We start from the raw sequence: 22703 nt of genomic DNA on the forward strand, positions 1-22703 counted from the left end.
CATGCAGGCATTCTTGGACATCTTCGACATCTATCTGCTGGAGGCCGTGATCAACGGCATCCTGCTCGGCGGCGTGCTGGCGCTGCTCGCGCTCGGGCTGAACCTGATCTTCGGCGTCATCGACGTGACCTGGATCTGCTATGCCGAGCTGGTGATGATCGGCATGTACGCCATGTATTTCATGGTGCAGGTTTATGGCGTCAGCTATTTCGTCGCCGCGCCTCTCACCATCGTGCTGGTCGCGATCCTCGGCGCGGCGCTGCATTACCTCGTGATCGCGCCGCTGCTGACCGCGCCGCCGATCAACCAGCTGCTCGCCACCGGCGGGGTGCTGTTCGTGCTGCAGAGCTTTGCCACCGTCGCCTTCGGCATCGACTTCCGCAATCTCGGCATCCGCCTGCCGGTGCTCGCCCTCGGCGACATGAACTTCAGTTACGCGCGACTCCTGTCATTTCTGGCGGCGCTGGTCGGCATGGTCGCGGTCTATCTGTTCATGACCCGCACCTTCACCGGCACTGCGATCCGCGCCATCTCGCAGGACCGGCAGATCATGGCGCTGATGGGCGTCGATACGAAGAGGATCTATCTCATCACCTCCGCAATCGGCGGCGGGTTGGCCGGGCTCGCCGCCTGCCTCCTGGTGCTGCAATACGACGTGCATCCCTTCGTCGGCCTCTCCTTCGGGCCGATCACCTTCCTGATCTGCGTGCTCGGCGGGCTCGGCAATTTCATCGGCGGCTTCATCGCAGCCTTCGTGTTTGCCGAGATCATCTCGCTCGGCGGCCTGTTCTCCGATCTGGAATGGGGCTATGTGCTCGCCTTCGCCTTCTTCATCGTCATGATGTTCATCCGGCCCGCGGGCCTGCTCGCGAGGCGCCGATGATGGGGCAGGGGCGGCTTGCAGCATGGGGGATCGGGCTGGCGGCGCTGGTCGCGCTGCCCTTCGTCTATCGCGATCCCTATCATCTGCACATCCTGGTGCTGATCCTGATCTGGTCGTTCGCCTACACCTCGTGGTCGATGATGGGGCGGTTCGGCCTCGTCTCGCTCGGGCATGGCGGCTTCATGGGGATCGGCGCCTATGTCACCGCGCTGCTCTGGAACCACCTCGGCGTGTCGCCCTGGATCGGCATTCCCGTCAGCATGGTCGCGGCCGGCGTGCTGGCGCTGATCGTCGGCTATCCCTGCTTCCGTTTCCGCATCACCGGACACTATTTCGTGCTGGTCACGCTGGCGCTGTCAGGCATCGTGCTTCAGGTCATCACGGCGACGCGCGATTACACCGGCGGCTCGCTGGGTTACACGCCGAATCGAACCTCGGGCAACAAGCTGCTGGCACTGCAGTTCGACGACAAGATCACCTGGTATCTGATCGCGCTCGGCGTCTGGCTGTTCGGCATCGTGGTCTGGCACTGGGTCGACCGCAGCATGAGCCGCTACGCGCTGGAGGCGATTTCGGAGGACGAGGACGCAGCCGCCGCCGCCGGCGTCGACGTCACCGCGGAGAAGCTGAAGATCACGCTGCTCAGCGCGGTGATGACGGCGCTCGCGGGCGCGATCTACTGCCAGTATCAGATGTTCATCACGCCCGACACGGTCAGCGGCATTGCGGTGTCGCTGCAGATGGTGTTCGCGGCTATCGTCGGCGGCCTGTTCGTCTCGCTCGGCCCGACCTTTGGCGCCGTGATCACGATCCTGCTGGCCGAGACCCTTCGCATCGGCTTCGGCACCAAGGCGGTCGGCTGGGACAATCTCGTCTATGGCGTGCTGCTGGTCCTTTTCATCATATTCCTTCCCAAGGGTATCCTTGGTAGCTTGCTCGACCGACTGAAGCCGCAACGCAAGGTGCCCCGCGCTCATGAGCAAGAAGCCGTCCAAATCGCTCGCCCAGGAACTTGACCGCTACATCACGCCGTTCCGCTATGACGGCTCGGGCAAGTTTCATCTCAAGGCGCACAAGACCGACGAGAAGGGCGATCTCGACAAGGAGAAGGCGCTGGCGATTCTCGACGCCAACAAGAAGCGGCTGATCGGGTTTCAGGAGAAGCTCTATGCCCAGGACCGCTGGTCGCTCCTGATCGTGTTCCAGGCCATGGACGCCGGCGGCAAGGACAGCGCCATCAAGGCGATCTTCGAGGGCATCAATCCGCAGGGATGCGAGGTCCATGCCTTCAAGGCGCCGAGCAGCAAGGAGCTCGACCACGATTTCCTCTGGCGCCACGCGATCGCGCTGCCCGAACGCGGCCATATCGGCATCTTCAACCGATCCCATTACGAGGAGTGCCTCGTCACGCGTGTGCACCCGGAGATCCTCGCCAAGGAGAAGCTGCCGCAAAAGCTCCTCACCAAGAACATCTGGAAGGAGCGGTTCGAGGACATCTCGGCGTTCGAGCGCTACCTTTGCCGCAACGGCACCGTGGTGCTGAAGTTCTTCCTCAACGTGTCCAAGGACGAGCAGCGCGAGCGCTTCCTCGACCGGCTGGAGGACCCGGCCAAGCAGTGGAAGTTCTCCATGGACGACATCAAGGAGCGCGCGCTGTGGCCGCGCTACCAAGCGGTCTATCAGGACATCGTCCGCCACACGGCGACGTCCCACGCGCCCTGGTACGTCGTGCCCGCGGACCACAAATGGTTCGCGCGCGTCGTGATCGGCTCGGTGATCAATGCCGCGCTCGAAAAACTCGACCTGCGTTTCCCCCGCGCCGACAAGGCCTCGGTGGTGGAGTTCGAGCAAGTCCGCAAGGCGCTGGAGAAAGAGGGGACGGGAGGCAAGAAGAAAGCAAAGTGACAGCCAATCCGACCGCCGACCGCAAGACCGTCAATTTCGCGCTCCAGGGCGGCGGCGCGCACGGCGCCTTCGTCTGGGGCGTGCTCGACCAGGTGCTCGAAGACGGCAGGCTCGCGATCGAGGCGGTCAGCGCGACCAGTGCCGGCGCCATGAATGCGGTGGCGATGGCTTCCGGCATGGCGCACGGGGGTGCGGAGGCCGCGCGGGAGAGCCTGCACGCATTCTGGTACGAAGTGTCTCGCATGGACATGGCGTACGATTTGATGTCGCCGCTGAACCAGTGGATCCAGGCCCTGAAGCTGCCGCCGGAATATCATCCGGTCCACGCCGTCATCCACACGTTGACGCACACGCTGCCGCCGGGTCTGCTCAATCCCTTTCATTTCAATCCGCTCCGGTCACTCTTGCAGCGCGTCGTCGATTTCGACCGGCTCAATTCCTCGCCCGAGGCGCCGCAACTGTTCCTCAACGCGACCAACGTCCGCACCGGCAAGATCAAGGTATTTCAGAGCCCGCATCTCACCGCGGAGACCGTACTGGCCTCGGCCTGCCTGCCGCCCTATTTCCAGGCCGTCGAGATCGACGGCGAGCATTATTGGGACGGCGGCTATCTCGGCAATCCCGCGATCTATCCGCTGATCTACCGCAAGGGCAGCCACGACGTCGTCATCGTGCAGGTCACGGCGATCCGGCGGGACGAGCTGCCGACGAGCGCGGCCGACGTCCTCCATCGCATCAACGAGATCAGCTTCAATTCGTCCCTGATGCGCGAGATGCGCGCGATCGCCTTCGCCACACGGCTGATCGATGATGGCGAGCTCGACAGCGGCAAGCACAGCCGCATGTACATGCACTGGATCGGCAACGACCAGCTGATGTCGCAGCTCGGCACGGCCACGCAATTCCATCCCGAATGGAGCCTGTTGTGTCGCCTGCGCGACGAGGGCCGTTCGTCGGCGCGAAGCTGGCTGGCGCGCAACTTCGACCGGGTCGGGATGGCCTCGACGGTGGACCTGGCCGACATGTTTCTCTAGGCCGCAGACAAAAACTACGAAAACGACCCCATGCACAGTAGCCGGGCGCAGCGGAATCAATGGCTTGCCGGCGGGAGTCATATGAATGCTGATTTTGCGAAATCGAGTTGACGCGGCGGGCAAAACAGGGACATGATGTCACCATGCCTATCCATGGGAACCGGCACATTCAAATGTGATCCTTCACATCATTGATCCCGCTTGACAGTGTTGTGGCACAGGAGGAGCATGCCGATGGTCGCAACAAGCGACGCGCAACGTCCACCTCATGAGCAAGGGGAGGTCTATGACTCCACCTCCGCAAATCCAGCCGCGTTAAGTGCGATGGAGCTCGTTCGGACTATCGCATAGCGGCGGAAACCGCGAACGGCACGCCGGGTCAAGGTTTAGCGGGCTGCATCAGTGAGGCATAGCCCCTACCTTCCCGGCGCTGTGTTTTGCATCACATCGATTGTGTCCGGATGGCCGTGACGAGGCCGGCCGCGACAGGCATTTTCGACATCCTGCTTTTCTCCTCTCCCTCCTCCTCGCCGTCATTCCGGGCCGTTCCCGGAATGACGGGCGTGATCACATGTCGCTCGTGGCGACGGCCTGAGCGTGCGCCTCGTCCTTCGAGACGACCGCTTCGCGGTCTCCTCAGGAGCAGGCTCATCGGCTCGGCGCTGCTTGAAACTGCTGCCACGCACTCCGCCCTCATCCCGAGGAGCCCGCCTAAGGCGGGCGTCTCGAAGGACGGCTGCAGCAAAATTGCAGGCAACGGGGCTCCGCCGATCTCGCGGGTTCCCCCATCTTCGCATTGCGGCAAATGCCAAGAGAATGTCGCCTCGAAGGCCAACTTCCGACACAGCGCCGGGGCGAATAACTGCCATCCGACATGACGCATGTGCTTCGGCGGTGACGGTCCCGACGCCGCCGGCTCATTCATTTTTTCCAGGGAATCCTCGTGTCGCATAAGCTTGCCCCGGCGTTCCTCGCCGCTCTCTTCCTCGCGGTCTCCTCTTTCTCCTGTGTCCGCGCCGAAACGCCTCGGCCGGCGACGAATCATGCTGCTGCATTGTCGCCCGACGAAGCCAGGGGCGCGTTGGAGACGCTCCAGGACGACAAGAAGCGCGCGCAGATGATCGATACGCTGCGCGTAATTGCCAATGCGTCCGGTCAGCAGCAGCCTGCGCCGCCCCCGTCCGAGCAGAAGTCGCCGATCCCGCTCTCGGCCGACGGCCTCGGGGCGCAGCTGCTGCTCACGGTGTCGGAGGAGATCGGCGAGATCTCGAGCGAGATCGCCAGCGTGGCGCGGACGCTCACGCATTTCCCGGCCTTCTACTACTGGATCGTGCGGACCGCGAACGACCCGGCAGCCTACAATCTCCTGATCGAGATCGCCTGGAAGCTCGCGCTGGTGCTCGGTTGCGCACTCTCGGCCGAATGGGTGATCTTCCGCCTGATCCGGCGTCCGGTTGCGTTCCTGGAAGGACGTGTGCCCCAGACCGCGCGCCTGCCGGCGCAGGCGCTGCCCATCGCCGATCCGCCATCGTCGGTGACGGATGTCATCGCCGAACCGGAACTGCACAAGCGCCGTCACAGCCTGGCGCGGGTGTGGCAGGTCATGCTGCGGCTGCCTTTCGTGCTGGGGCGCTTCGTCCTTGAACTGCTTCCCGTGGTCCTCTTTGTCGGCGTTGCCACGGCGCTGCTCGGCACCGTGATCGGTGAGCCCACGACGGTTCGCCTTGTGATCCTCGCGGTTGCCAACGCCTATGCGTTCTCGCGCGGGCTCATCTGCCTGGTCCGGGCGCTGGCGGGGCCGTTCGGCCTGTTTCCGGTTCGGGCCGAGACCGCGGCCTATATCGAGATCTGGGCGCGCCGCATCGTCGGCGTCGGCGTCTCCGGCATCGCCTTCGCCAATGTAGCGCTGCTGCTGGGCCTGCATCGTGCCGGTTACGCTGCGCTGCTCCGCATGGTGATGCTGGTCGTTCACCTCTTCGTCGTCGTCATCATCCTGCAATGCCGCCGGCAGGTCGCCGAGGCCATCCGCGCGCCGGCCGACCGGCCGGGCATCGCGGCCCGCCTGCGCAACCGTATCGCCGGCGGCTGGCATTATCTCGCCATCGCACTGGATCTTGCGCTGTGGGCGGTGTGGGCGCTCAACATCCGCAACGGCTACTCGCTGCTGCTGCAATATTTCGTCGGCACTGTCGTGGTCGCCGTGATCACGCGCCTCGCCATCATGCTGACGCTGAGCCTGATCGACCGCGGCTTCCGCATCCAGCCGGAGATCCTGCAGCGCTTTCCGGGCCTCGAGATCCGCGCCAACCGCTATCTGCCGCTGCTGCGCAGGATCGTCTCCAGCGTGATCGTCTTCATTGGCCTCGTGGCCGTGCTCGAGGTCTGGGGTGTGGATGCCATCGTCTGGTTCTATGGCGGCCAGATCGGCAGCCGGCTGATCTCGGCGGTGGTGACCATCGGCCTCGCCGTGTTCATGGCAGCGGCGATCTGGGAAGCCAGCAACGCGCTGCTGGACCGCCAGATCAACACGCTGTCGCGGGACGGGCACTACGCCCGCGCCGCGCGTCTTCGCACCTTCCAGCCGATGCTGCGCACGGCGCTGCTCTGCCTGATCGCCACCGTCGTCGGCCTCACCGCGCTGAGCGAGATCGGCGTCAACGTCGCGCCGCTGCTCGCGGGCGCCGGCATCGTCGGCATCGCGATCGGCTTCGGTTCGCAAAAGCTGGTGCAGGACCTCATTACCGGGCTGTTCCTGCTGCTGGAGAACACGGTCCAGGTCGGCGACAATGTCAGCGTGTCTGGGCTGTCAGGCGTGGTCGAGAATGTTTCCATTCGAACGATTCGCCTGCGCGCGGGCGACGGCGCCGTTCACATCGTGCCGTTCAGCGCGGTCACGACCATCACCAATGCCAGCCGCGGCGCCGGCAACGCCTCGGTCAGCGTCAACGTCGCCTACAAGGAAGACACCGACCGCGCCGGCCAGATCCTCAAGGACATCGTCGACGAGATGCGCCGCGAACCGGAATTCCGTCCGCTGATCCGCGGCGACCTCGATCTGTGGGGCATCGACAAGGTCGATGGCGCGATGGTGTCGATCGTCGGCCAGATCCGCTGCACCGAGGCCGGGCGCTGGCCGGTTCAGCGCGAATTCAACCGCCGCATGAAGCTGCGCTTCCAGCAGAACGGCATCGACGTCGCATCCGCCAACCAGACCATCCTGATGCACATCGTGCCGCCGGCAGATGGCGCGGCCAATCTGACGCCGCGGCGGGCGGCCGGATAGCTCGTCGGCCGTAACTTCCGGCTTGCCTCCGCCCACCCGGCAGCGTTCACTCGGCCTCCAGCCCGCTGCGGACATGCGGGCGACGACAATGGGTGGGTGGAATGCTACGAGGGCTGTGGGCCGCCTTGCGCGGTCATGTGATCGTCTTGTGCGCCTTGGTCGGATGTGGGGCGTGGATCGCACCGGGCCATGCTCAGCCGTCTCCCTCGCGACCGATTACCCTCATCGTACCGTTCGCGGCGGGCGGTCCGACCGATACGCTGGCACGGATCCTGTCGGAGCGGATCGCCGCCGAGCTGCACACCACGGTCGTGGTCGAGAACGTGGCGGGCGCTTCCGGCAGCATCGCCGGTGCGCGCGTGGCGCGTGCGGCGCCGGACGGCACCACCATTACCATCGGCCATTGGGGCACCCATGTCTTGAACGGCGCGATCTTCAAGCTGCCCTATGACGTGGTCACCGATTTCGAGCCGGTCGCGATGATCGCGATGGGGACGCAGCTCATCGTCGGCCGGAAGTCACTCGAGGCGACCAACCTGAAAGAGATGATCGCCTGGCTGAAGGCCAACCCCGGTAAGGCCACCGCCGGGACGGCCGGGGCCGGCACGGGCGCGCATGTCGCCGGCGTCTTCTTCAAGGGCAAGACCGGCACCGACTTCCAGTTCGTGCCCTATCGCGGCGCAGGCCCGCCATGATCGATCTCGTCGCCGGGCAGATCGACATCATGTTCGATCAGGCCTCGAACTCGCTGCCGCACGTCAAGAGCGGTGCGATCAAGGCCTTCGCCGTGACCTCGCCGACGCGGCTCGCGTCTGCGCCCGATGTGCCGACGGTCGACGAAGCGGGTTTGCCCGGTCTCTATATTTCCTACTGGCACGGCATCTGGGCACCGAAGAACACGCCAAAGGACATCGTCACCAGGCTCAACGCCGCGATCGTCGCCGTGCTTGCGGAGCCTGCCGTCAAGCAGCGCTTTGCCGAGCTGGGACAGGAGATTCCGCTGCCAGCGCAGCAGACGCCCGCAGCGCTTGCGGCGTTCCAGAAGGCCGAGACCGAGAAATGGTGGCCGATCGTGAAGGCTGCCGATATCAAGCCCGAATAGCCGCGGCGTTAACCTTTTCTCGCGTGCGATTGCCTGTCGTTCGCGAAAGTCTCGCTGCGGTGCGAGATCACAATCGATGCCTCCGTCGCTACGTCCTTGATCTCAATGGAGCGCTGGCCGACAATGTCCGCGGTTCAATGTGAAGTTCTTTGGGGGAATTCGTGAATAGACCTGCCCGGGTCGTTGCCCAATCGACGTCGTCCGATTCGCCGCAAGGCATGACACTGCTGCGCGATCCGCTGCTCAACAAGGGGACCGCCTTCACGGAAGCCGAGCGCGCGGCCCTCGGCCTGCGCGGCCTGTTGCCGCCTTGCGTGTTGACGATGGAGACGCAGGCTCAGCGCGTCCTCACCAATTTGCGCACGCTGCCGACCGATCTTGAAAAATACGTCGCGCTGAACGCGCTGCATGATCGCAACGAGGCGCTGTTCTTCCGCGTCGTCGTCGACAACATCGACGAGATCCAGCCGATCATCTACACCCCGACGGTCGGGCTCGCCTGCCAGAAATACGGCCTGATCTTCCAGCGGCCGCGCGGCATGTTCATCTCCTCGCGCGACCGCGGCCAGATCGCCGAGCTTCTGAAGAACTGGCCGTATGCGGCCAAGCTGATCGTCGTCACCGACGGCGAGCGCATTTTGGGACTTGGCGACCTCGGTGCCAACGGCATGGGCATCCCGGTCGGCAAGCTCTCGCTCTATTCGGCCTGCGCTGGCGTTCATCCGGAAGCGTGCCTTCCGATCGTGCTCGATGTCGGCACCAACAACGAAGAGCTGTTGAACGATCCCTATTATCTCGGCCTGCGCGAGCGGCGGCTGACTGGCGAAGCCTATGACAGCTTCGTCGACGAATTCATGCAAGCTGCGCGAAAGACCTTTCCGGGCGTGCTGATCCAGTTCGAGGATTTCGCCAATCACTCGGCGTTCAAGCTGCTGCACAAATACCGGGATGACGCCTGCGTCTTCAACGACGACATTCAGGGCACTGCGGCGGTCGCGCTCGCCGGCCTGTTCTCGGCGCTCCGCGTCAATGGCGGCAAGCTGAGGGATCAGCGCATCCTGTTCCTCGGCGCAGGGGAGGCGGCAACCGGCATCGCCGATCTCGTGGTGTCCGCGATGATGGCGGAGGGCGCCTCGGAAGCCGAAGCACTGCGGCGCAACTGGCTGGTGGATTCCCGCGGCCTCGTCGTCGGTGGCCGCGAGGGCCTCTCCGGTCACAAGCTGCGCTATGCGCACACCGGTCAGGCGCCGATCAGCGACTTCCTCACCGCGATCAAGACGCTGAAGCCGACGGCGATCATCGGGGTTGCCGCAGTCGGCGGCGCCTTCACGCCCGAGGTGCTCAAGGCGATGGCCGAGCTCAACGAACAGCCGATCGTGTTCGCGCTCTCCAACCCGACCTCGAAGGCCGAATGCTCGGCGGAGGACGCCTATCGCTACACCGAGGGGCGCGCACTGTTCGCCTGCGGCAGCCCGTATGACCCGGTGACGCTCAACGGCCGCAGCTTCGTGCCGCGCCAAGGCAACAACTCCTACATCTTCCCCGGCGTCGGCCTCGGCGTCATCGCCAGCGGCTCGAAGCTGGTGACCGACGAGATGTTCATGGCGGCGGCCCATACGCTCGCCGATTGCGTCGGCAAGGAGGACCTCGCGCAGGGTAGTCTCTATCCGGCCCTGCCGCGCATCCGCGAGGTCTCGGTCCGCATCGCCGCGGCCGTCGCGGACGTCGCCTATCAACGCGGGCTCGCCGACGGCCCCGCGCCCAACGACGTCAAGGCTCTGGTGCAGTCGCAGATGTACGAGCCGCATTACTGAGAAAGCCGATTCCCGAGTGCTGCTAATCGCTGTCAAAGCAGAACGGGGCTGAGATCGAATCAGGCGGCCGAGGGCTCGGTGCACCTCTCCCGCCTGCGGGAGAGGTCGGCGTCTCCGGGCGACGCGCAGCATTCCGAGCGCCGGGTGAGGGCTTTCTCCTCTTGGGGATCTTGATTGCGGAGATAACCCTCTCCCCAGCCCTCCCCCGCAAGCGGGGGAGGGAGCAAACCTTCCTCGCGGCGGCGTTCGCTACCTGATCCCATTCATGCTCCAGGTCAGCCCGGCGCCACCATCACAGGTGGAATCGCCGTTGCCTCGCGCGGCCGCATATGCGACAGTCTGTAGCGTTACAAGAAAACTCAATCCGCAAGGTAAGCCGCCATGGACGATCGTTTGCCCGAGCTGGGCGACCTCGAGCACGAGGTCATGCAATTGGTTTGGGCCCATGGTCCTGTCACGGCCGAAATCGTGCGCGAGCGGTTGTCCCGGCGTCTGAAGGAATCGACGGTGCGCACGGTGCTGCGCCGGCTCGAAGAAAAGGGCTATGCTAATCACACCGTGGACGGACGCACCTATGTCTACCACGCGGCCGAAGAGCGCTCGCGGGTTGCGGCCAAGGCGGTGCAGCGCATCGTCGACTGGTTCTGCAACGGCTCGATGGAAGAGGTCCTCGTCGGCATGGTGGACAACAAGATGCTCGACCAGCAGCAATTGCGCACGCTGGCCGACCAGGTGGCCAAGGCGAAGAAGGCGAGGGGAGTGAAGAAGGAATGATCGCAACTCTGGCGGAGGCGGCACTGCGCTCCCTTGTGCTGGGAGGCGTCGTCTGGTTCGGTCTCAACCTGTTTCGCGTGCGCAATCCGCACGTTCACATGACGGCCTGGGTCGTCGTGCTGCTGGCGTCGCTGGCGATGCCCTTCGTGATGCACTGGCCGACGCTCACGATCACCCGACTGCCTTTGCCGGTCGCCGTGCCGGATGATTTCCTCCCCGCCGACATCTCGATGCTGGAGACGCCGCAGCCCGCTCTGCCAGTCGCGCCCGGCATTGCTATCGCGCCGCAAGCCAAAGGCGGGCTCTCGATCAATTGGTGGCTCGTTGCCACCATCATCTATGCCGGCGTCGCCGGCCTGTTGCTGCTGCGGCTCGCGACCGGGCTCTGTCTGACCTGGCGTCTGACGCGCGCGGCAAAGCCGATCAAGGGCCTGCAGATGATCGACGCCGACGTGCGCGTCAGCCGCGATGTCGGCGGCCCCGTCACCTTCGGCTCGACCATTCTGGTGCCGCCGCAATTCGCCGGCTGGGACGCGAAGAAGCGCCTCGCGGTGCTCGCCCATGAAGGCGCGCATGTCGCCAATCGCGATTTCTACGTCCTCCTGCTCGCGTCCCTCAACCGCGCGGTGTTCTGGTTCAGCCCGTTCTCGTGGTGGCAGCTCGCGCGCCTTGCCGAGCTCGCCGAGATCATCAGCGATGCCGAGGCGATCGAGGTGATCGACGACCGGCTGTCCTATGCGGAAATCCTGCTCGATTTTGCCAGCACCGTGAAACCGCGGCCGGTCGAGCTTGCGATGGCGCGGGCCTCGACCGTGCGCGCCCGTGTCGAGCGCATTATCGCGGCTGCGGCGATGCCCGTGGCGGTCAGCTGGCGCAAGCGGGTGTGGATCGCGGCTGCGATCGTCCCGGTGGTGATCGTGTCCGCCGGCATGATCGCCTATCGCACGCCGGATGCGGCGCCCCTGGCCGCGGATGCCGGCGAGGTGCCTGCCCAGCATTACCGCCCGTTCGTCAATTTCTACGCCATGGGTCCGGCCTCGGTGTTCGCCATCTTCCGCGAGGGCGACGAGATCTATGGTCAACTCACCGGCCAGCGCAGGCTGCGCCTGACGGTCGGCAATGACGGCACGGCGTCCTACGCAGCCTCGTCCGGCGAGATCACGTTCTCAGCTGATGCGGAGCGCCGCTCCTCCGAGCTGACACTGCGCATGAACGGCCGCGACATTCGCGCAGTTCGTGTCGCCGAGATGCCGACGGCGGCCGCAGGTCCGGCGCCGCTCGATCAGTATGTCGGTTGGTACAGGGTCGCGCCGAACCGCGTGCTCACGGTGCGCCGCGACGGGGATCGGCTCCAGGTGCAGGAAACCGTGCAGGGCCGTGCGGCGCTCCTCGCCGAAGGTGCCGACGTCTTCTCGATCCGTGGCGACAATCTCCTGATCTTCCTGCGTGATGACCAGGCCAAGGTTTCGCGCGTGCTGGTCCAGAACGCGGTCTTCGGCGCCCGTCTCGCATCGCGGATCGACGCGGCAGCGGCGCAGGCGATCGAGGCCGACTTCGCGCGCCGTGTCGCGGAGGTGCCGGATCGCTTCCGCGAGCAGGTTCCCGTCGCCGGCGGCAAGGAGATGATCCTGCGTGGAATCGAAGACCTGCGCCATGGCACGCCGAATTACGATCGGATGAGTGCACCGTTCGCTGCCAAGATCCACCGTCAGGTCGACGAATTGCACGCGACGTTCGTCGCTCTCGGCGCGGTGGAGTCGCTGTTCTTCCGCGGCGTCGGGCCTGGCGGCTACGACATCTATGGCGCAAAGTTCGAGAACGGCACGGCCGAATTCCGCCTGCTGCTCGAGCCCGACGGCAAGGCCGGCGACGTGCTGTTCCGGGCCGACGGCAATGACGAGCTCGGCGGCATCGTGCCTTGCGCGGAGGAGGCGGGCGTGCGCGGCCGCGCCGGCACCTCGCCGATCAGGATCATGGTCTATAACGAGATGGGCGACGACATCCAGCTGTTCAATCTCGATACGGACGGCAATCGCAAGACGCAGATCGTCAGGCCCAACATGACCTGGGCCGCCACGACCACCGTGAACAATCCCTGGATGATTGCCGACAAGTCGGGACGGTGTCTGGAGATCCTGGTGCCGGGCCGGCAGACGCGCTTCCACAATGTCGAGGCTTCAAACCTCGGCGCGCGTCCGGGGCGCGCCGCGCGCCGCGCCGTTCCGATCCCCAACGGCGAGACGATGCTGCGGCGCTATATCGAGGGTGTCGGCAGAGGACAGCCGGACTACGAGCACATGACCGCGGAAGTGGCTGATATCACGCGTCAGCAGCTGCCGTTCGACCAGGCGATCCTGGCGCGGCTCGGTGCGCTGCGTGCGGTCTCCTTCCGCGGCGTCACCGCGCTCGACAGCGACATCTACATCGCCCAGTTCGCCAACGGCTCGGCGGAATGGCGCATCGGGGTCAGGCACGACACCATCACCAAGATCGCGCTCGGGCCGAATTTCTAGCGGCAGCGCCGCTCCCGATGTCTTGATGGAGGTGTTTCAATCTCCGCTTGTCTGCCAGTCCTGCGAATGCTACGGTGCGTAGCATTACAATTCGTAGCCTCGAGCGACAGCGTTGGGCGGGCTCGAAGAAGTGGGCATTCGCCATGAGCAATTCCGCAAAGGCCGAAGCCGTGCTGGCGCTCCATCGCTTCGGGATGGGGCCGCGGCCGGGATCGATTGCCGCCCTCGGGAGCGACCCGCGCGGCGCGCTGATCGCCGAACTCGACCGCCCGCTCGCGCTCACCGCGGCGAACGGTCTGCCCTCCAGTGCGAAAGCCTATCGCACCGTGGCCGATGCCAATGCGCGGCGGGCGGCGCGGGCCAAGCAGGCGCAGCAACAGGCGAAGAAGCAGCAGATGGCCGTAGCGACCGTTGCTTCGAGCGACCAAGCTCAGGCGCAGCCCGACGGGCAAGCGCAGGGTTATAACGAGGACAAGGACGCCGCCGAGATGGCGGCGAAGCAGGCGGCCGACGCCGTTCCCGATCCCGGACGTCCGATGTATCTGCAGGAGGCCAAGCTGCGCACGGAGGCGGCGCTCTCTGCCGATATCGGCTTTGCCGAGCGGCTGGTCTGGTTCTGGTCCAATCATTTCTGCGTCTCGGCCAACCGGATCCAGAGCATGTCCGGCGCCTATGAGCGCGAGGCGGTTCGCGCCAATGCGCTTGGCCGGTTCGTCGATCTCCTGCTGGCTGTCGAAGGCCATCCGGCGATGCTGTTCTATCTCGACAATCTCGGTTCGATGGGGGCGAACTCGACCGCGGGCATCAACCGCAGCAGCGGCCTCAACGAGAACTTTGCCCGCGAGATCATGGAGCTGCATACGCTCGGCGTGCGCACCGGCTATACCCAGGACGACGTCATCAGCTTCGCCAACGTGCTGACCGGCTGGACGCTGGTGCCGCCGGGGGCCGATCCCCAGCATGGCGGCGACTTCACCTTCAATCCGCGGCTGCACGAACCCGGCGGACAGACCGTGCTCGGCAAGCGCTATGAGCAGGACGACGTCGAGCAGGGGCGCGCCGTGCTGCGCGATCTCGCCGCGCATCCGGCAACCGCGACCCATGTCGCGACCAAGCTCGCGCGCCATTTCGTCGCCGACGAGCCGCCGCCGGCCCTGGTCGAGCAGATGGCGAAAGCGTTTCGCGACACCGACGGAGATCTCAAGCAGGTCGCGACCCTGATGGTGTCGTCGGACGAGGCGTGGCGCGGTCCGCCGTCAAAGCTCAAGCGTCCAGGCGAATGGGTCGTCGGCATGGTGCGCGCAACCGGCATCACGGTGGTCGATCCCGTCCGCTTCACCGGAGGCCAGGAACTGCTGGGCGAGGCGCTGTGGCGGCCGCCCGCGCCCAAGGGTTATCCGGACGACGAGGCGAGCTGGATCGACGGCGTCGGCCGGCGGCTCGACGTCGCCAACAATTTTGCCGAACGCATCACCGGCATGGCCGATCCGCAAGCCATCATCGAGGACGTCTTCGCATCGCAGATCGCGCCCGAGGTGAAGCAGGCGGTCGGCCGCGCCGAGAGCCGGCAGCAGGCGCTGGCGCTGCTGTTCATGTCGTCGGATTTTCAGAGGAGGTGAGCATGGGCTTCGTCAATCATTTGCCCACGCGGCGCGAGCTTCTGGTCGGCTCCGGTGCGCTGTTCGCATGGAGCCAGATGCCAAGGATCGCGCGCGCCGAAGGCCGCGATCCGCGCCTGCTCGTCATCGTTCTTCGCGGCGCGCTCGACGGCCTCGGCGCCGTCGCGCCGGTCGGCGATCCCGACTGGATCTCCTTGCGCGGCGATCGCGCACTGGTGCTGGACGGCAAGCCGCCGGCGCTGCCGCTCGATGCCTTCTTCGCGCTCAATCCGGCGATGCCGAATCTGCACCGCCTCTACAAAGGCGGCAAGGCCGCGATCGTCCACGCAATTGCGACGCCCTATCGCGAGCGCTCGCATTTCGATGGCCAGGACGTGCTGGAGAGCGGGCTCGTCAAGCCCGGTATGACCAGTTCGGGATGGCTCAACCGCGCGCTGCTCGCGCTGGAATCCGGCGGCCGCGTCGATCCGCGCGGCAGCCGCGCGCTCGGGATCGGCTCGGTGACACCGCTGGTGGTGCGCGGCTCGGCGCCGGTCATGACCTGGGTGCCGCAAAAATTGCTGCCGGCGAGCGAGGATACACAGAGCCGCCTGCTCGATCTCTACCAGCACACCGACCCGAAGCTCGCGACCGTGCTGCAGGCGCGCATGAAGCTCGCTTCGCTCAGCGGGGCACCTGGCGCGGGCGATGCCATGTCGGACGATCCGACACTGGCGCCGCCGGGCATCGCGCGCGTACGCGCCTACTTCGCCGACGCCGCCGGCACCGCCGCGCGCTATCTTGCCAAGCCCGACGGTCCGCGCGTCGGCGCCATGGGCTTCGTCGGTTGGGATACGCATATCGCCGAAGGTGCGGCCTCGGGCCAGCTCTACAATCTGCTCGGCGCGCTCGACGGCGCCTTCGCCGCGATCGAGAGCAACCTGGGCGAGGCGTGGGGCGAGACCGTGGTCGCCGTCGTCACCGAGTTCGGGCGCACCGCGCGCATCAACGGCACGCAAGGCACCGATCACGGCACCGGCACGGTCGCCTTCCTGATCGGCGGCGGCCTCGCCGGCGGCCGCGTGATCGCGGACTGGCCGGGGCTGAAGCCGGCGCAGCTGTTCGAGGATCGCGACCTCAAGCCGACCACCGATCTGCGCGCCGTGCTGAAGGGCCTGCTCCGGGATCACTTGCGCGTCGAGGAGAAGGTGCTGGCCGATGTGGTCTTCCCCGGCAGCGCAGACATCAAGCCGATGGGGGGCCTTGTGGCCTGAAGCGCGATGTGCATGCTGACACAACGAGAGCTCGATTTTCTCGCCAGCTTGAAGACGACCTGGCGAAGGCTTTATTGGCGTGAGTTTGCGCGTATTCTCAAAGAGGGGGCAGAGTCCGGCGAGACTCGCGTCGACATTTGCCCCGCCTCGCAAAGGGTGTGACGAGAAGCCTGGATGAGACGCCGGCGGTTCATTTCATTTCTCGGGGCAGCCGCGCTGGCGCCGCTCTCCGCTCCGCCAGTGTATGCGGAGCCATCTGGCGGCTGCGGTGTTCCGCTCGAGCGGGAAGATGGCTGGCCTGCCGGCTCCGTCAATGACGATGGGCTCGTCGACCGCGACGCGCTATGCAGGATGGGGGATCGGCTCGCATCGAGCGATGCCAATATTCATGCAGTGCTGGTCGCCCGCAACGGCAAGCTGGCGTTCGAGCGATACTTCAAGGGCTCTGACGAGATACCCGGCCACATCTACGGCCGTCGGGTGGAAACGGTCACCTTTGATGCCGCTACACTGCATGACATGAAATCGGTGTCGAAGAGCGTCGCCTCCCTCGCGGTTGGGATCGCGACCGATCGCGGGCTGATACGCAGCGTCGACGAGCCGATCTTCAGCTTCTTCCCCGAGCTGTCCGACTTGCGTTCTCCTGAAAAGGACCGCATCCGGCTGGCGCACGTGCTCACCATGTCGATGGGTCTGAAGTGGGTCGAGGCGACGCCCGCAACAGGAGACTACGACAATGACGAGGCGCGCATGCACATGGCATGGGATCCGTGTCGCTACGTTCTTGGTCTTCCGGTGACAGCCGCCGCGGGGCAAGAGTTCTTCTACAACACCGGCGCGCTCACGCTGGTGTCGGCCATCATCCGCAAGGCGACCGGCCGTCCCCTCGACGAATTTGCGCGCGAGAATTTGTTCGAGCCTCTGGGTATCACCGGCACGGCATGGGGTCGGTACAGGGGGGATACCGATGCTGGAGGAGGATTGCGTCTACGGCCGCGCGACATGGCGAAAATCGGCCAACTCGTGCTTGCGGGCGGCCGATGGAACGACCGCCAGATCGTCTCCAAGGCGTGGATCGAGGCTTCGACGGCAGAGAAGATCAAGGCGACGGACGATCAATCCTACGGATATCTGTGGTGGCGCGGCCAAACGCGCCTCAATGACCGGAAGGTCGCCTGGCTCGGCGCGCTGGGGCGCGGCGGGCAGTCGATCCGCATCGTCCCGGAGCTCGATCTCGTCGTCGCAGTGACTGCGGGTCACTATCAGGACTACAGCCCGAAAGCGTTTCAACTCCAGTTCGGCATATTCAGGGACGTCCTGCGCGCGATCCCGCCTCCGGCCTGAGGAGCTGGCTACCCGGGGGCAGCTTGTCCCGATTCAGGACGCGTCACTGTGGTGGAATCGACACAGTTGACGCGAAACGGCGGCGGCCCCAGGCCCGCTTTTGTTCCGACAAGGTTCTGCCCTCATTGCCCACCGAAACTCGGCATCGTTCGGAGGGCGCATCATGTCTTGCATTGCACGTGCCGAAACTGCCCGGATTTCACTGGCAACCTCGAGCCGGCTGCTGCTGGCCGTCGTCGGTGCCGCCTCGCTCGCCGCCTGTGCGCAATCGCCGGTTGGCCGCCAGAAGGCCGATCTCGCGGCCACCGGCCGGCAGGCCGCGGTCGAGCGGCCGCACCGGGTGGCGGCGCTGCATCCAAGGCCGATCAGCCGGGTGCGCATTCCCGATGGCGATGCAAAGCAAGCAGCCTCGCACGGCGTTGCCAGCTTCTATTCGGATACGGAGACTGCGAGCGGCGAGAAGTTCGACAAGAACGAATTGACCGCGGCCCATCCGACCCTGCCATTCGGCACGAAGCTGCGCGTCACCGACGTTTCCTCCGGCCGCTTCGTGACCGTCAGGGTCAACGACCGCGGTCCCTACATCCGCGGACGCGTGGTCGACGTCTCGCCTTCCGCGGCCGAGGCGCTCGGCATGGTCGACAGGGGCATCACCAATGTCCGGCTCGACGTCGTGCAATGAGGCCCCGGTCCGTCGAGATCGATTCCCGCACTTAACCGGCTGTTAGCCGCTCTGTCGCACCATGGGTGTCCAACAATTCGGGGCTCCAGGTTCGGGGTCTTCTGGGGAGGCGGCGCTTGAATACGATCCAGTATCTCGAAGATCAGGCTGCGCGCGCCGAGAGGCTCGCCAAACGGATCACGGATACGCTGACGATCGAAAGGCTCCTGACCTTCGCGGGCGAGCGCCGCCGCGAGATCGAGGTCATCGCCGGCAAGCACCGCCGCGCTTAACTCCTGCATCCATGCTCTGAGCGCATTCGCCTTCGCTGCGAGGCGCGGAACTTCTTCCTTTTTCCTGCGTCATGACAGTGATTGAAGAGGAGGACATCATGGGTTTTGGACGAGGTGCTTTGCTTTGGTTGCTTGGCGTGCCGCTGCCGATCGTTCTGCTGCTGGCATTGTTCTGGCACCACTGAGGTGACTGGATCACACGAAAGCGCCGCGGAAGCGGCGCTTTTTGTTGATGCGTAAAACGGCTTAGCGCTCCTTCCGACCGGATGGCGCAACGCTCAGTATGAGTGGCTCTCGACGAAGTCGCTGAGATAGTCGGGCATCGTCACGCCGTCGATATCGCAGCGCGCCCGGATCTCGCCGGCAACATCGGTCGAGATGTCCTTCATCCAGTGTTCGAGCGTGTTGAACGAAATCACCTTGATGGGGTCGTTGAAGCAGCCCGCGACGAGCTCGCCGATCGTGGCTTCGAGATCGCTCCGTTCGATGCGAATCACCGTTGCCTCATTGAGGCGATCGATCACCACGAACAGGGTTTGGTCTGCGCCGTAGGGCACGACCGGGGGCGGCAGGGCGGCTTGGAGCATCTGGGGGCACTCACGCCTTTACTTCCGATAATCACTAACGGGAAAATCCGGAAGAAAGTTCCTGAGCTCAACCAGCTTCTGGGAATCGTCAGAGAAATTCTCTCCAGCGCGAAAGCTCGATGACGTGTTCGGGCGAGAGGATGCCTGTCACGAGGGGCGGTTGTGCCACGGTGCGGATCTCATAGAGATGCCGGGTCGCGGCCGGCTTCTTCATGAAAGCCGAGATGCACTCGTCGAGGGTGCCTTGACTGATCTGGTAAGGCTCCCGGTCCGGCCGGCGCTCGTTTGCCAGCGACGGCCATTTATGCAGGGCCGCAAGCGCACCGAAATCGACCTTTGACTCCGCAACCACGTCTCCCATCGCTCTGCCTCACGCACAAAAACACCCCAGCACGCGGATTTGCGTGCCGGGGCCCACACCTGTCGCTGCATCTCAATGCCACAACGCCGAAAACGCAGCAGCCGGGAAAAGGTTCCCGGCCGCCTTGTCGCGATCAGCTCGCCGCCGCGATCTTGTGCCCCGGGCTGGCTAGACCGTGGCCGTACTCGTCGCCGCGGCTGACCTCCGGCGGCAGCCCGGCGAAGCGCCGCAAGGCTTCCGCCATCTGCACCCGGCCCGGCACCCCGGTGATCACCACATCGACCATGGTGAAGGACGAGTGGAAATGGCCGTGCGCCCTGAGCTGCTCGACCGGGACGCCTGCGGCCGACATCGCTTCGGCATAAGCGACCCCTTCGTCGCGCAGCGGATCGAACTCGCAGGTCGTCACGAACGCCGGCGGCAACCTATCGACCTTGCCGCGCAGCGGCGAGACGCGCGGATCGGTGCGGTCGGCTGGCGAGCAGTAGAGGTCCCAGAACCAGTACATCAGCGAGCGCGTCAGGAAATAGCCCGTCGCATTGTCGTTGTAGGAGGGACGATCGAAGCTGCAGTCGGTGACCGGGCAGATCAGGAGCTGACCGGCGATCTCCGGCCCGCCACGGTCGCGTGCGAGCTGGCAGGTGACGGCGGCGATGTTGCCGCCGGCGCTCCAGCCCGCAACCAGCACCGGGCCCGGCTTGCCGCCGAGCTCAGTGGCGTGCTCGGCGATCCAGCGCGTGGCCGCATAGCCGTCTTCGGCCGCCGTCGGGAAGCGATGCTCGGGGGCGTGGCGATAGCCCACGCTGACGAACATCATACCGGTCCGCCGCACCATGTCGCGGCAGAACGGCTCGTCCGACTGCTCGTCGCCGAGCACCCAGCCGCCGCCGTGGAAATAGATCACGACCGGATGCGGTCCCGGCGTTGCCGGCTTGTAGACGCGGTACGGCAGCGCGCCATCGGTGACGGGCAGTGTGCCGTCGACGATATCGCCGATCGGCCGCCCGGCGGGGCGGCCCTTGTTGAACTCGTTCACGAACTCGCGCGCGCCGAGCGCGCCCATCGACTCGATCTGCGGCAGGTTCAGCGATGCGAGCAGGTTCAGCACCAGCCGCACATCCGGCTGCAGCCGCACCACCTCGCCGTCATTGCATTGCTCTGCGCCGCCGGGGCCGGTGAGCTTGAAACCAAGCATGCCGCGGCTGACCACCTCGTCGCAGATGCTGCGATAGGGGCCGACGCCACCGGTATAGGGCATCAGGCCCTGCACCTTGCCGGGGACGTTGGCGCCCGTGTACCAGGTGTTGGCGAGCCGATGCAGCGTCACCATCGAACAGTCCGCCATGTGCCGGCCCCAGCCGGCCTGCGCCGTCTCGGTCGGCTCGATCGTCGTGAAGCCGGCATCGCGCAATGCGGCCAGCCGGTCGACCACCCAATCGACATGCTGCTCGATCGACACCGCCATGTTCGACAGTACCGACGGGCTGCCGGGCCCGGTGATCATGAAGAAGTTCGGAAAGCCTTCGACCGTCAGCCCGAGATAGGTCTGCGGCCCCTGGGCCCAGACATCGGTCAGCGACTTGCCGCCGCGCCCGGTGATCGGATGCACGGCGCGGATCGCGCCGGTCATGGCGTCGAACCCGGTCGCGAACACGATGACGTCGACGTCGACGCTGCGGCTGTTCGTGGAGATGCCGCTGGCCGTGATCGCCTTGATCGGCTCCTGGCGCAGATTGACCAGCGTGACGTTCGGCCGGTTGTAGGTGGCGTAGTAGTTGGTGTCGAGGCAGGGACGTTTTGCGCCGAACGGGTGGTCGTGCGGCATCAGCGCCGCAGCGGTTTCGGGATCCTTCACGGCCGCCGAGATCTTCTCGCGGATGAGATCGCAGATCAGCTTGTTGCCGTCGACATCGACGGCCTGATCGGCCCAGAGCTGCGTCAGGATATAGACGAGATCGCCCTTGCCCCAGGCTTCCTCGAAGCGCGCGCGGCGCTCGGCATCGCTCAATTGCCAGCTCACCGCCATCTGCTGCGGATAGGGCACGCCGGCCATCGACTGGCGCGCCTGCTCGCGATAGGCCGGGCGATCGGCCTGCAGCAGGCTCATGCGGTCGGATGGCGCCGGCCCGTTATGCGCCGGCAGTGCGAAGTTCGGCGTGCGCTGGAATACGGTCAGATGCGCGGCCTGCTCGGCGATCAGCGGGATCGACTGGATCGCGGACGAGCCGGTGCCGATCACGGCGACGCGTTTTCCGGCGAGATTGACGCCGCCATGCGGCCAGCGTCCGGTGAAATAGACCTCGCCTTTGAAATCCTTGACGCCGTCGATCTCCGGCGGTTTGGGCGCCGAGAGGCAGCCGGTGGCCATGATGTAATGGCGGCAGGAGACCGGTCGGCCATTGTCGGTGGTCAACTGCCAGCGCTCGGCCTTCTCGTCCCATTTGGCTTCGGTGACCTTGGTCCCGAAGCGGATGTCGCCCCTGAGGTCGTAGCGGTCGGCGACGAAGCCGAGATAGCGCAGGATTTCGGGCTGGGTCGCGTATTTCTCCGACCAGGTCCAGGCCGTCTCGAGCTCCGGATCGAACGTGTAGCTGTAGTCGATGGTCTGGATGTCGCAGCGCGCGCCCGGATAGCGGTTCCAATACCAGGTGCCGCCGACATCGCCGGCCTCTTCGAGGCCGACCGCCCTAAAGCCGGCCTTGCGCAGGCGATGGAGGAGATAGAGGCCGGCAAATCCGGCGCCGACCACGGCGACGTCGACCTGCTGAGCGGTTCCGCGCTCCTCGGAGGCACGTGTAGCAACCATCGCGTCAGGCATGGCATCCTCCCGTATGTTTTGTTTTGCCGGCAGGCTATCGCCACATGCACGGCTTGTCATCAGAGCAAGTGCAATCTTGGGTAGGCGTTTGCGGCGTCATCGTGGCCGCGTGAACGTTGCGGCACTACACGCACCGCGATGCACAATGGCCGTGATTGCCCGGGCTAATCATGCCCGATCCGCCTGTGTATGCTTGCGGTTACAAGCCACGCGTACCGACCGGGCGTCATGACAGAGTTGAGTGAGCGGACCAAAGCGAACATGGACGTCGTCCTGGAGGAGACGTGCCGGCAATTGCCGCATGGCGGCGATCACGACAGCCGCAGGTTCATCGCCGAGCGCCTGATCGAGGCAGCGCAGGCCGGGCACTCCACGCTCGGCGAGCTCGGCATCGTCGCGCGGCACGCGCTGGCGGCGATTCTCGCAAAGCGCAGTTAGTGTGAGCCGCGAGGCTTGCCC

17 protein-coding genes and 1 pseudogene are annotated in these 22703 nt (G+C 65.3%); 15 read left to right on the forward strand and 3 right to left on the reverse strand.

Annotated elements, in window-relative coordinates:
• The first annotated feature begins 1 nt into the window (after window position 1).
• From AABA84_RS09730 to AABA84_RS09795, 14 genes and pseudogenes are all read left to right on the forward strand, one after another.
• Entirely contained in the window at window positions 2-883 is an 882-nt protein-coding gene (locus tag AABA84_RS09730) for a branched-chain amino acid ABC transporter permease (RefSeq protein WP_212249790.1), read from the forward strand.
• Complete coding sequence (locus AABA84_RS09735) at window positions 880-1899, forward strand: branched-chain amino acid ABC transporter permease (protein ID WP_212249788.1); 1020 nt, start codon at window positions 880-882, stop codon at window positions 1897-1899. Before AABA84_RS09730 ends, AABA84_RS09735 begins: the two co-directional genes overlap by 4 nt.
• A complete protein-coding gene (locus AABA84_RS09740) occupies window positions 1859-2788 on the forward strand; it encodes a polyphosphate kinase 2 family protein (protein WP_338306259.1) in 930 nt (309 codons plus the stop codon). Before AABA84_RS09735 ends, AABA84_RS09740 begins: the two co-directional genes overlap by 41 nt.
• The gene (locus tag AABA84_RS09745) at window positions 2785-3822 is read left to right on the forward strand and encodes a patatin-like phospholipase family protein (RefSeq protein WP_212249784.1); all 1038 of its coding nucleotides are present in this window, start codon (window positions 2785-2787) and stop codon (window positions 3820-3822) included. The genes AABA84_RS09740 and AABA84_RS09745 overlap by 4 nt, the downstream gene beginning before the upstream one ends.
• Window positions 3823-4765: 943 nt before the next feature.
• Window positions 4766-7105: a mechanosensitive ion channel domain-containing protein gene (locus AABA84_RS09750; RefSeq protein WP_338311951.1), complete on the forward strand. Its 2340-nt coding sequence runs from the start codon at window positions 4766-4768 to the stop codon at window positions 7103-7105.
• A 101-nt stretch (window positions 7106-7206) separates the two neighbouring features.
• Window positions 7207-8207 (forward strand): annotated as a pseudogene (locus AABA84_RS09755) (Bug family tripartite tricarboxylate transporter substrate binding protein).
• 161 nt (window positions 8208-8368) lie between these two features.
• Window positions 8369-10021 carry an NAD-dependent malic enzyme gene (locus tag AABA84_RS09760; RefSeq protein WP_338311952.1) on the forward strand — a complete coding sequence of 551 codons (1653 nt, stop codon included), beginning with the start codon at window positions 8369-8371 and terminating at the stop codon, window positions 10019-10021.
• Window positions 10022-10402: 381 nt separating this feature from the next.
• Window positions 10403-10795 carry a BlaI/MecI/CopY family transcriptional regulator gene (locus AABA84_RS09765; RefSeq protein WP_028145423.1) on the forward strand — a complete coding sequence of 131 codons (393 nt, stop codon included), beginning with the start codon at window positions 10403-10405 and terminating at the stop codon, window positions 10793-10795.
• Window positions 10792-13308: a M56 family metallopeptidase gene (locus tag AABA84_RS09770; protein WP_338311953.1), complete on the forward strand. Its 2517-nt coding sequence runs from the start codon at window positions 10792-10794 to the stop codon at window positions 13306-13308. The genes AABA84_RS09765 and AABA84_RS09770 overlap by 4 nt, the downstream gene beginning before the upstream one ends.
• Window positions 13309-13451: 143 nt before the next feature.
• The gene (locus AABA84_RS09775) at window positions 13452-14927 is read left to right on the forward strand and encodes a DUF1800 domain-containing protein (protein ID WP_338311954.1); all 1476 of its coding nucleotides are present in this window, start codon (window positions 13452-13454) and stop codon (window positions 14925-14927) included.
• A 2-nt stretch (window positions 14928-14929) separates the two neighbouring features.
• Complete coding sequence (locus AABA84_RS09780; RefSeq protein WP_212249776.1) at window positions 14930-16180, forward strand: DUF1501 domain-containing protein; 1251 nt, start codon at window positions 14930-14932, stop codon at window positions 16178-16180.
• 174 nt (window positions 16181-16354) lie between these two features.
• A complete protein-coding gene (locus AABA84_RS09785) occupies window positions 16355-17524 on the forward strand; it encodes a serine hydrolase domain-containing protein (protein ID WP_338311955.1) in 1170 nt (389 codons plus the stop codon).
• A gap of 163 nt (window positions 17525-17687) precedes the next feature.
• On the forward strand, window positions 17688-18206 hold the full coding sequence (locus AABA84_RS09790; protein ID WP_338311956.1) for a septal ring lytic transglycosylase RlpA family protein: 519 nt from the start codon (window positions 17688-17690) through the stop codon (window positions 18204-18206).
• Between the two features lie 116 nt (window positions 18207-18322).
• On the forward strand, window positions 18323-18478 hold the full coding sequence (locus AABA84_RS09795) for a hypothetical protein (protein ID WP_018319756.1): 156 nt from the start codon (window positions 18323-18325) through the stop codon (window positions 18476-18478).
• A gap of 278 nt (window positions 18479-18756) precedes the next feature.
• Here the strand turns inward: AABA84_RS09795 and AABA84_RS09800 are convergent, their stop codons facing one another.
• From AABA84_RS09800 to AABA84_RS09810, 3 genes are all read right to left on the reverse strand, one after another.
• Window positions 18757-19065 (reverse strand): hypothetical protein, encoded by a 309-nt coding sequence (locus AABA84_RS09800; protein ID WP_338306268.1) that lies wholly within the window; start codon window positions 19063-19065, stop codon window positions 18757-18759.
• A gap of 88 nt (window positions 19066-19153) precedes the next feature.
• Window positions 19154-19426 (reverse strand): hypothetical protein, encoded by a 273-nt coding sequence (locus AABA84_RS09805; protein WP_338306269.1) that lies wholly within the window; start codon window positions 19424-19426, stop codon window positions 19154-19156.
• Between the two features lie 133 nt (window positions 19427-19559).
• Window positions 19560-22244, reverse strand: coding sequence for a flavin-containing monooxygenase (locus AABA84_RS09810; RefSeq protein WP_338311957.1), 2685 nt, complete (start codon window positions 22242-22244; stop codon window positions 19560-19562).
• 189 nt (window positions 22245-22433) lie between these two features.
• Between AABA84_RS09810 and AABA84_RS09815 the strand changes: the two genes are divergently transcribed.
• Window positions 22434-22682: a hypothetical protein gene (locus AABA84_RS09815; RefSeq protein ID WP_212249765.1), complete on the forward strand. Its 249-nt coding sequence runs from the start codon at window positions 22434-22436 to the stop codon at window positions 22680-22682.
• Window positions 22683-22703: the final 21 nt, after the last annotated feature.

Origin of the sequence: Bradyrhizobium sp. TM239 (assembly GCF_036247985.1) — a bacterium.
In the GTDB taxonomy this organism is placed as follows: domain Bacteria; phylum Pseudomonadota; class Alphaproteobacteria; order Rhizobiales; family Xanthobacteraceae; genus Bradyrhizobium; species Bradyrhizobium ottawaense.

What these genes read in the sequence shown, in the direction of transcription:
- AABA84_RS09785 (WP_338311955.1), top strand. Translation starts at nt 16,355, where the DNA reads ATGAGACGCCGGCGGTTCATTTCATTTCTCGGGGCAGCCGCGCTGGCG.
- AABA84_RS09810 (WP_338311957.1), bottom strand. Translation starts at nt 22,244, where the DNA reads ATGCCTGACGCGATGGTTGCTACACGTGCCTCCGAGGAGCGCGGAACC.
- AABA84_RS09765 (WP_028145423.1), top strand. Translation starts at nt 10,403, where the DNA reads ATGGACGATCGTTTGCCCGAGCTGGGCGACCTCGAGCACGAGGTCATG.
- AABA84_RS09735 (WP_212249788.1), top strand. Translation starts at nt 880, where the DNA reads ATGATGGGGCAGGGGCGGCTTGCAGCATGGGGGATCGGGCTGGCGGCG.
- AABA84_RS09730 (WP_212249790.1), top strand. Translation starts at nt 2, where the DNA reads ATGCAGGCATTCTTGGACATCTTCGACATCTATCTGCTGGAGGCCGTG.
- AABA84_RS09805 (WP_338306269.1), bottom strand. Translation starts at nt 19,426, where the DNA reads ATGGGAGACGTGGTTGCGGAGTCAAAGGTCGATTTCGGTGCGCTTGCG.
- AABA84_RS09790 (WP_338311956.1), top strand. Translation starts at nt 17,688, where the DNA reads ATGTCTTGCATTGCACGTGCCGAAACTGCCCGGATTTCACTGGCAACC.
- AABA84_RS09800 (WP_338306268.1), bottom strand. Translation starts at nt 19,065, where the DNA reads ATGCTCCAAGCCGCCCTGCCGCCCCCGGTCGTGCCCTACGGCGCAGAC.
- AABA84_RS09775 (WP_338311954.1), top strand. Translation starts at nt 13,452, where the DNA reads ATGAGCAATTCCGCAAAGGCCGAAGCCGTGCTGGCGCTCCATCGCTTC.
- AABA84_RS09740 (WP_338306259.1), top strand. Translation starts at nt 1,859, where the DNA reads ATGAGCAAGAAGCCGTCCAAATCGCTCGCCCAGGAACTTGACCGCTAC.
- AABA84_RS09815 (WP_212249765.1), top strand. Translation starts at nt 22,434, where the DNA reads ATGCTTGCGGTTACAAGCCACGCGTACCGACCGGGCGTCATGACAGAG.
- AABA84_RS09770 (WP_338311953.1), top strand. Translation starts at nt 10,792, where the DNA reads ATGATCGCAACTCTGGCGGAGGCGGCACTGCGCTCCCTTGTGCTGGGA.
- AABA84_RS09780 (WP_212249776.1), top strand. Translation starts at nt 14,930, where the DNA reads ATGGGCTTCGTCAATCATTTGCCCACGCGGCGCGAGCTTCTGGTCGGC.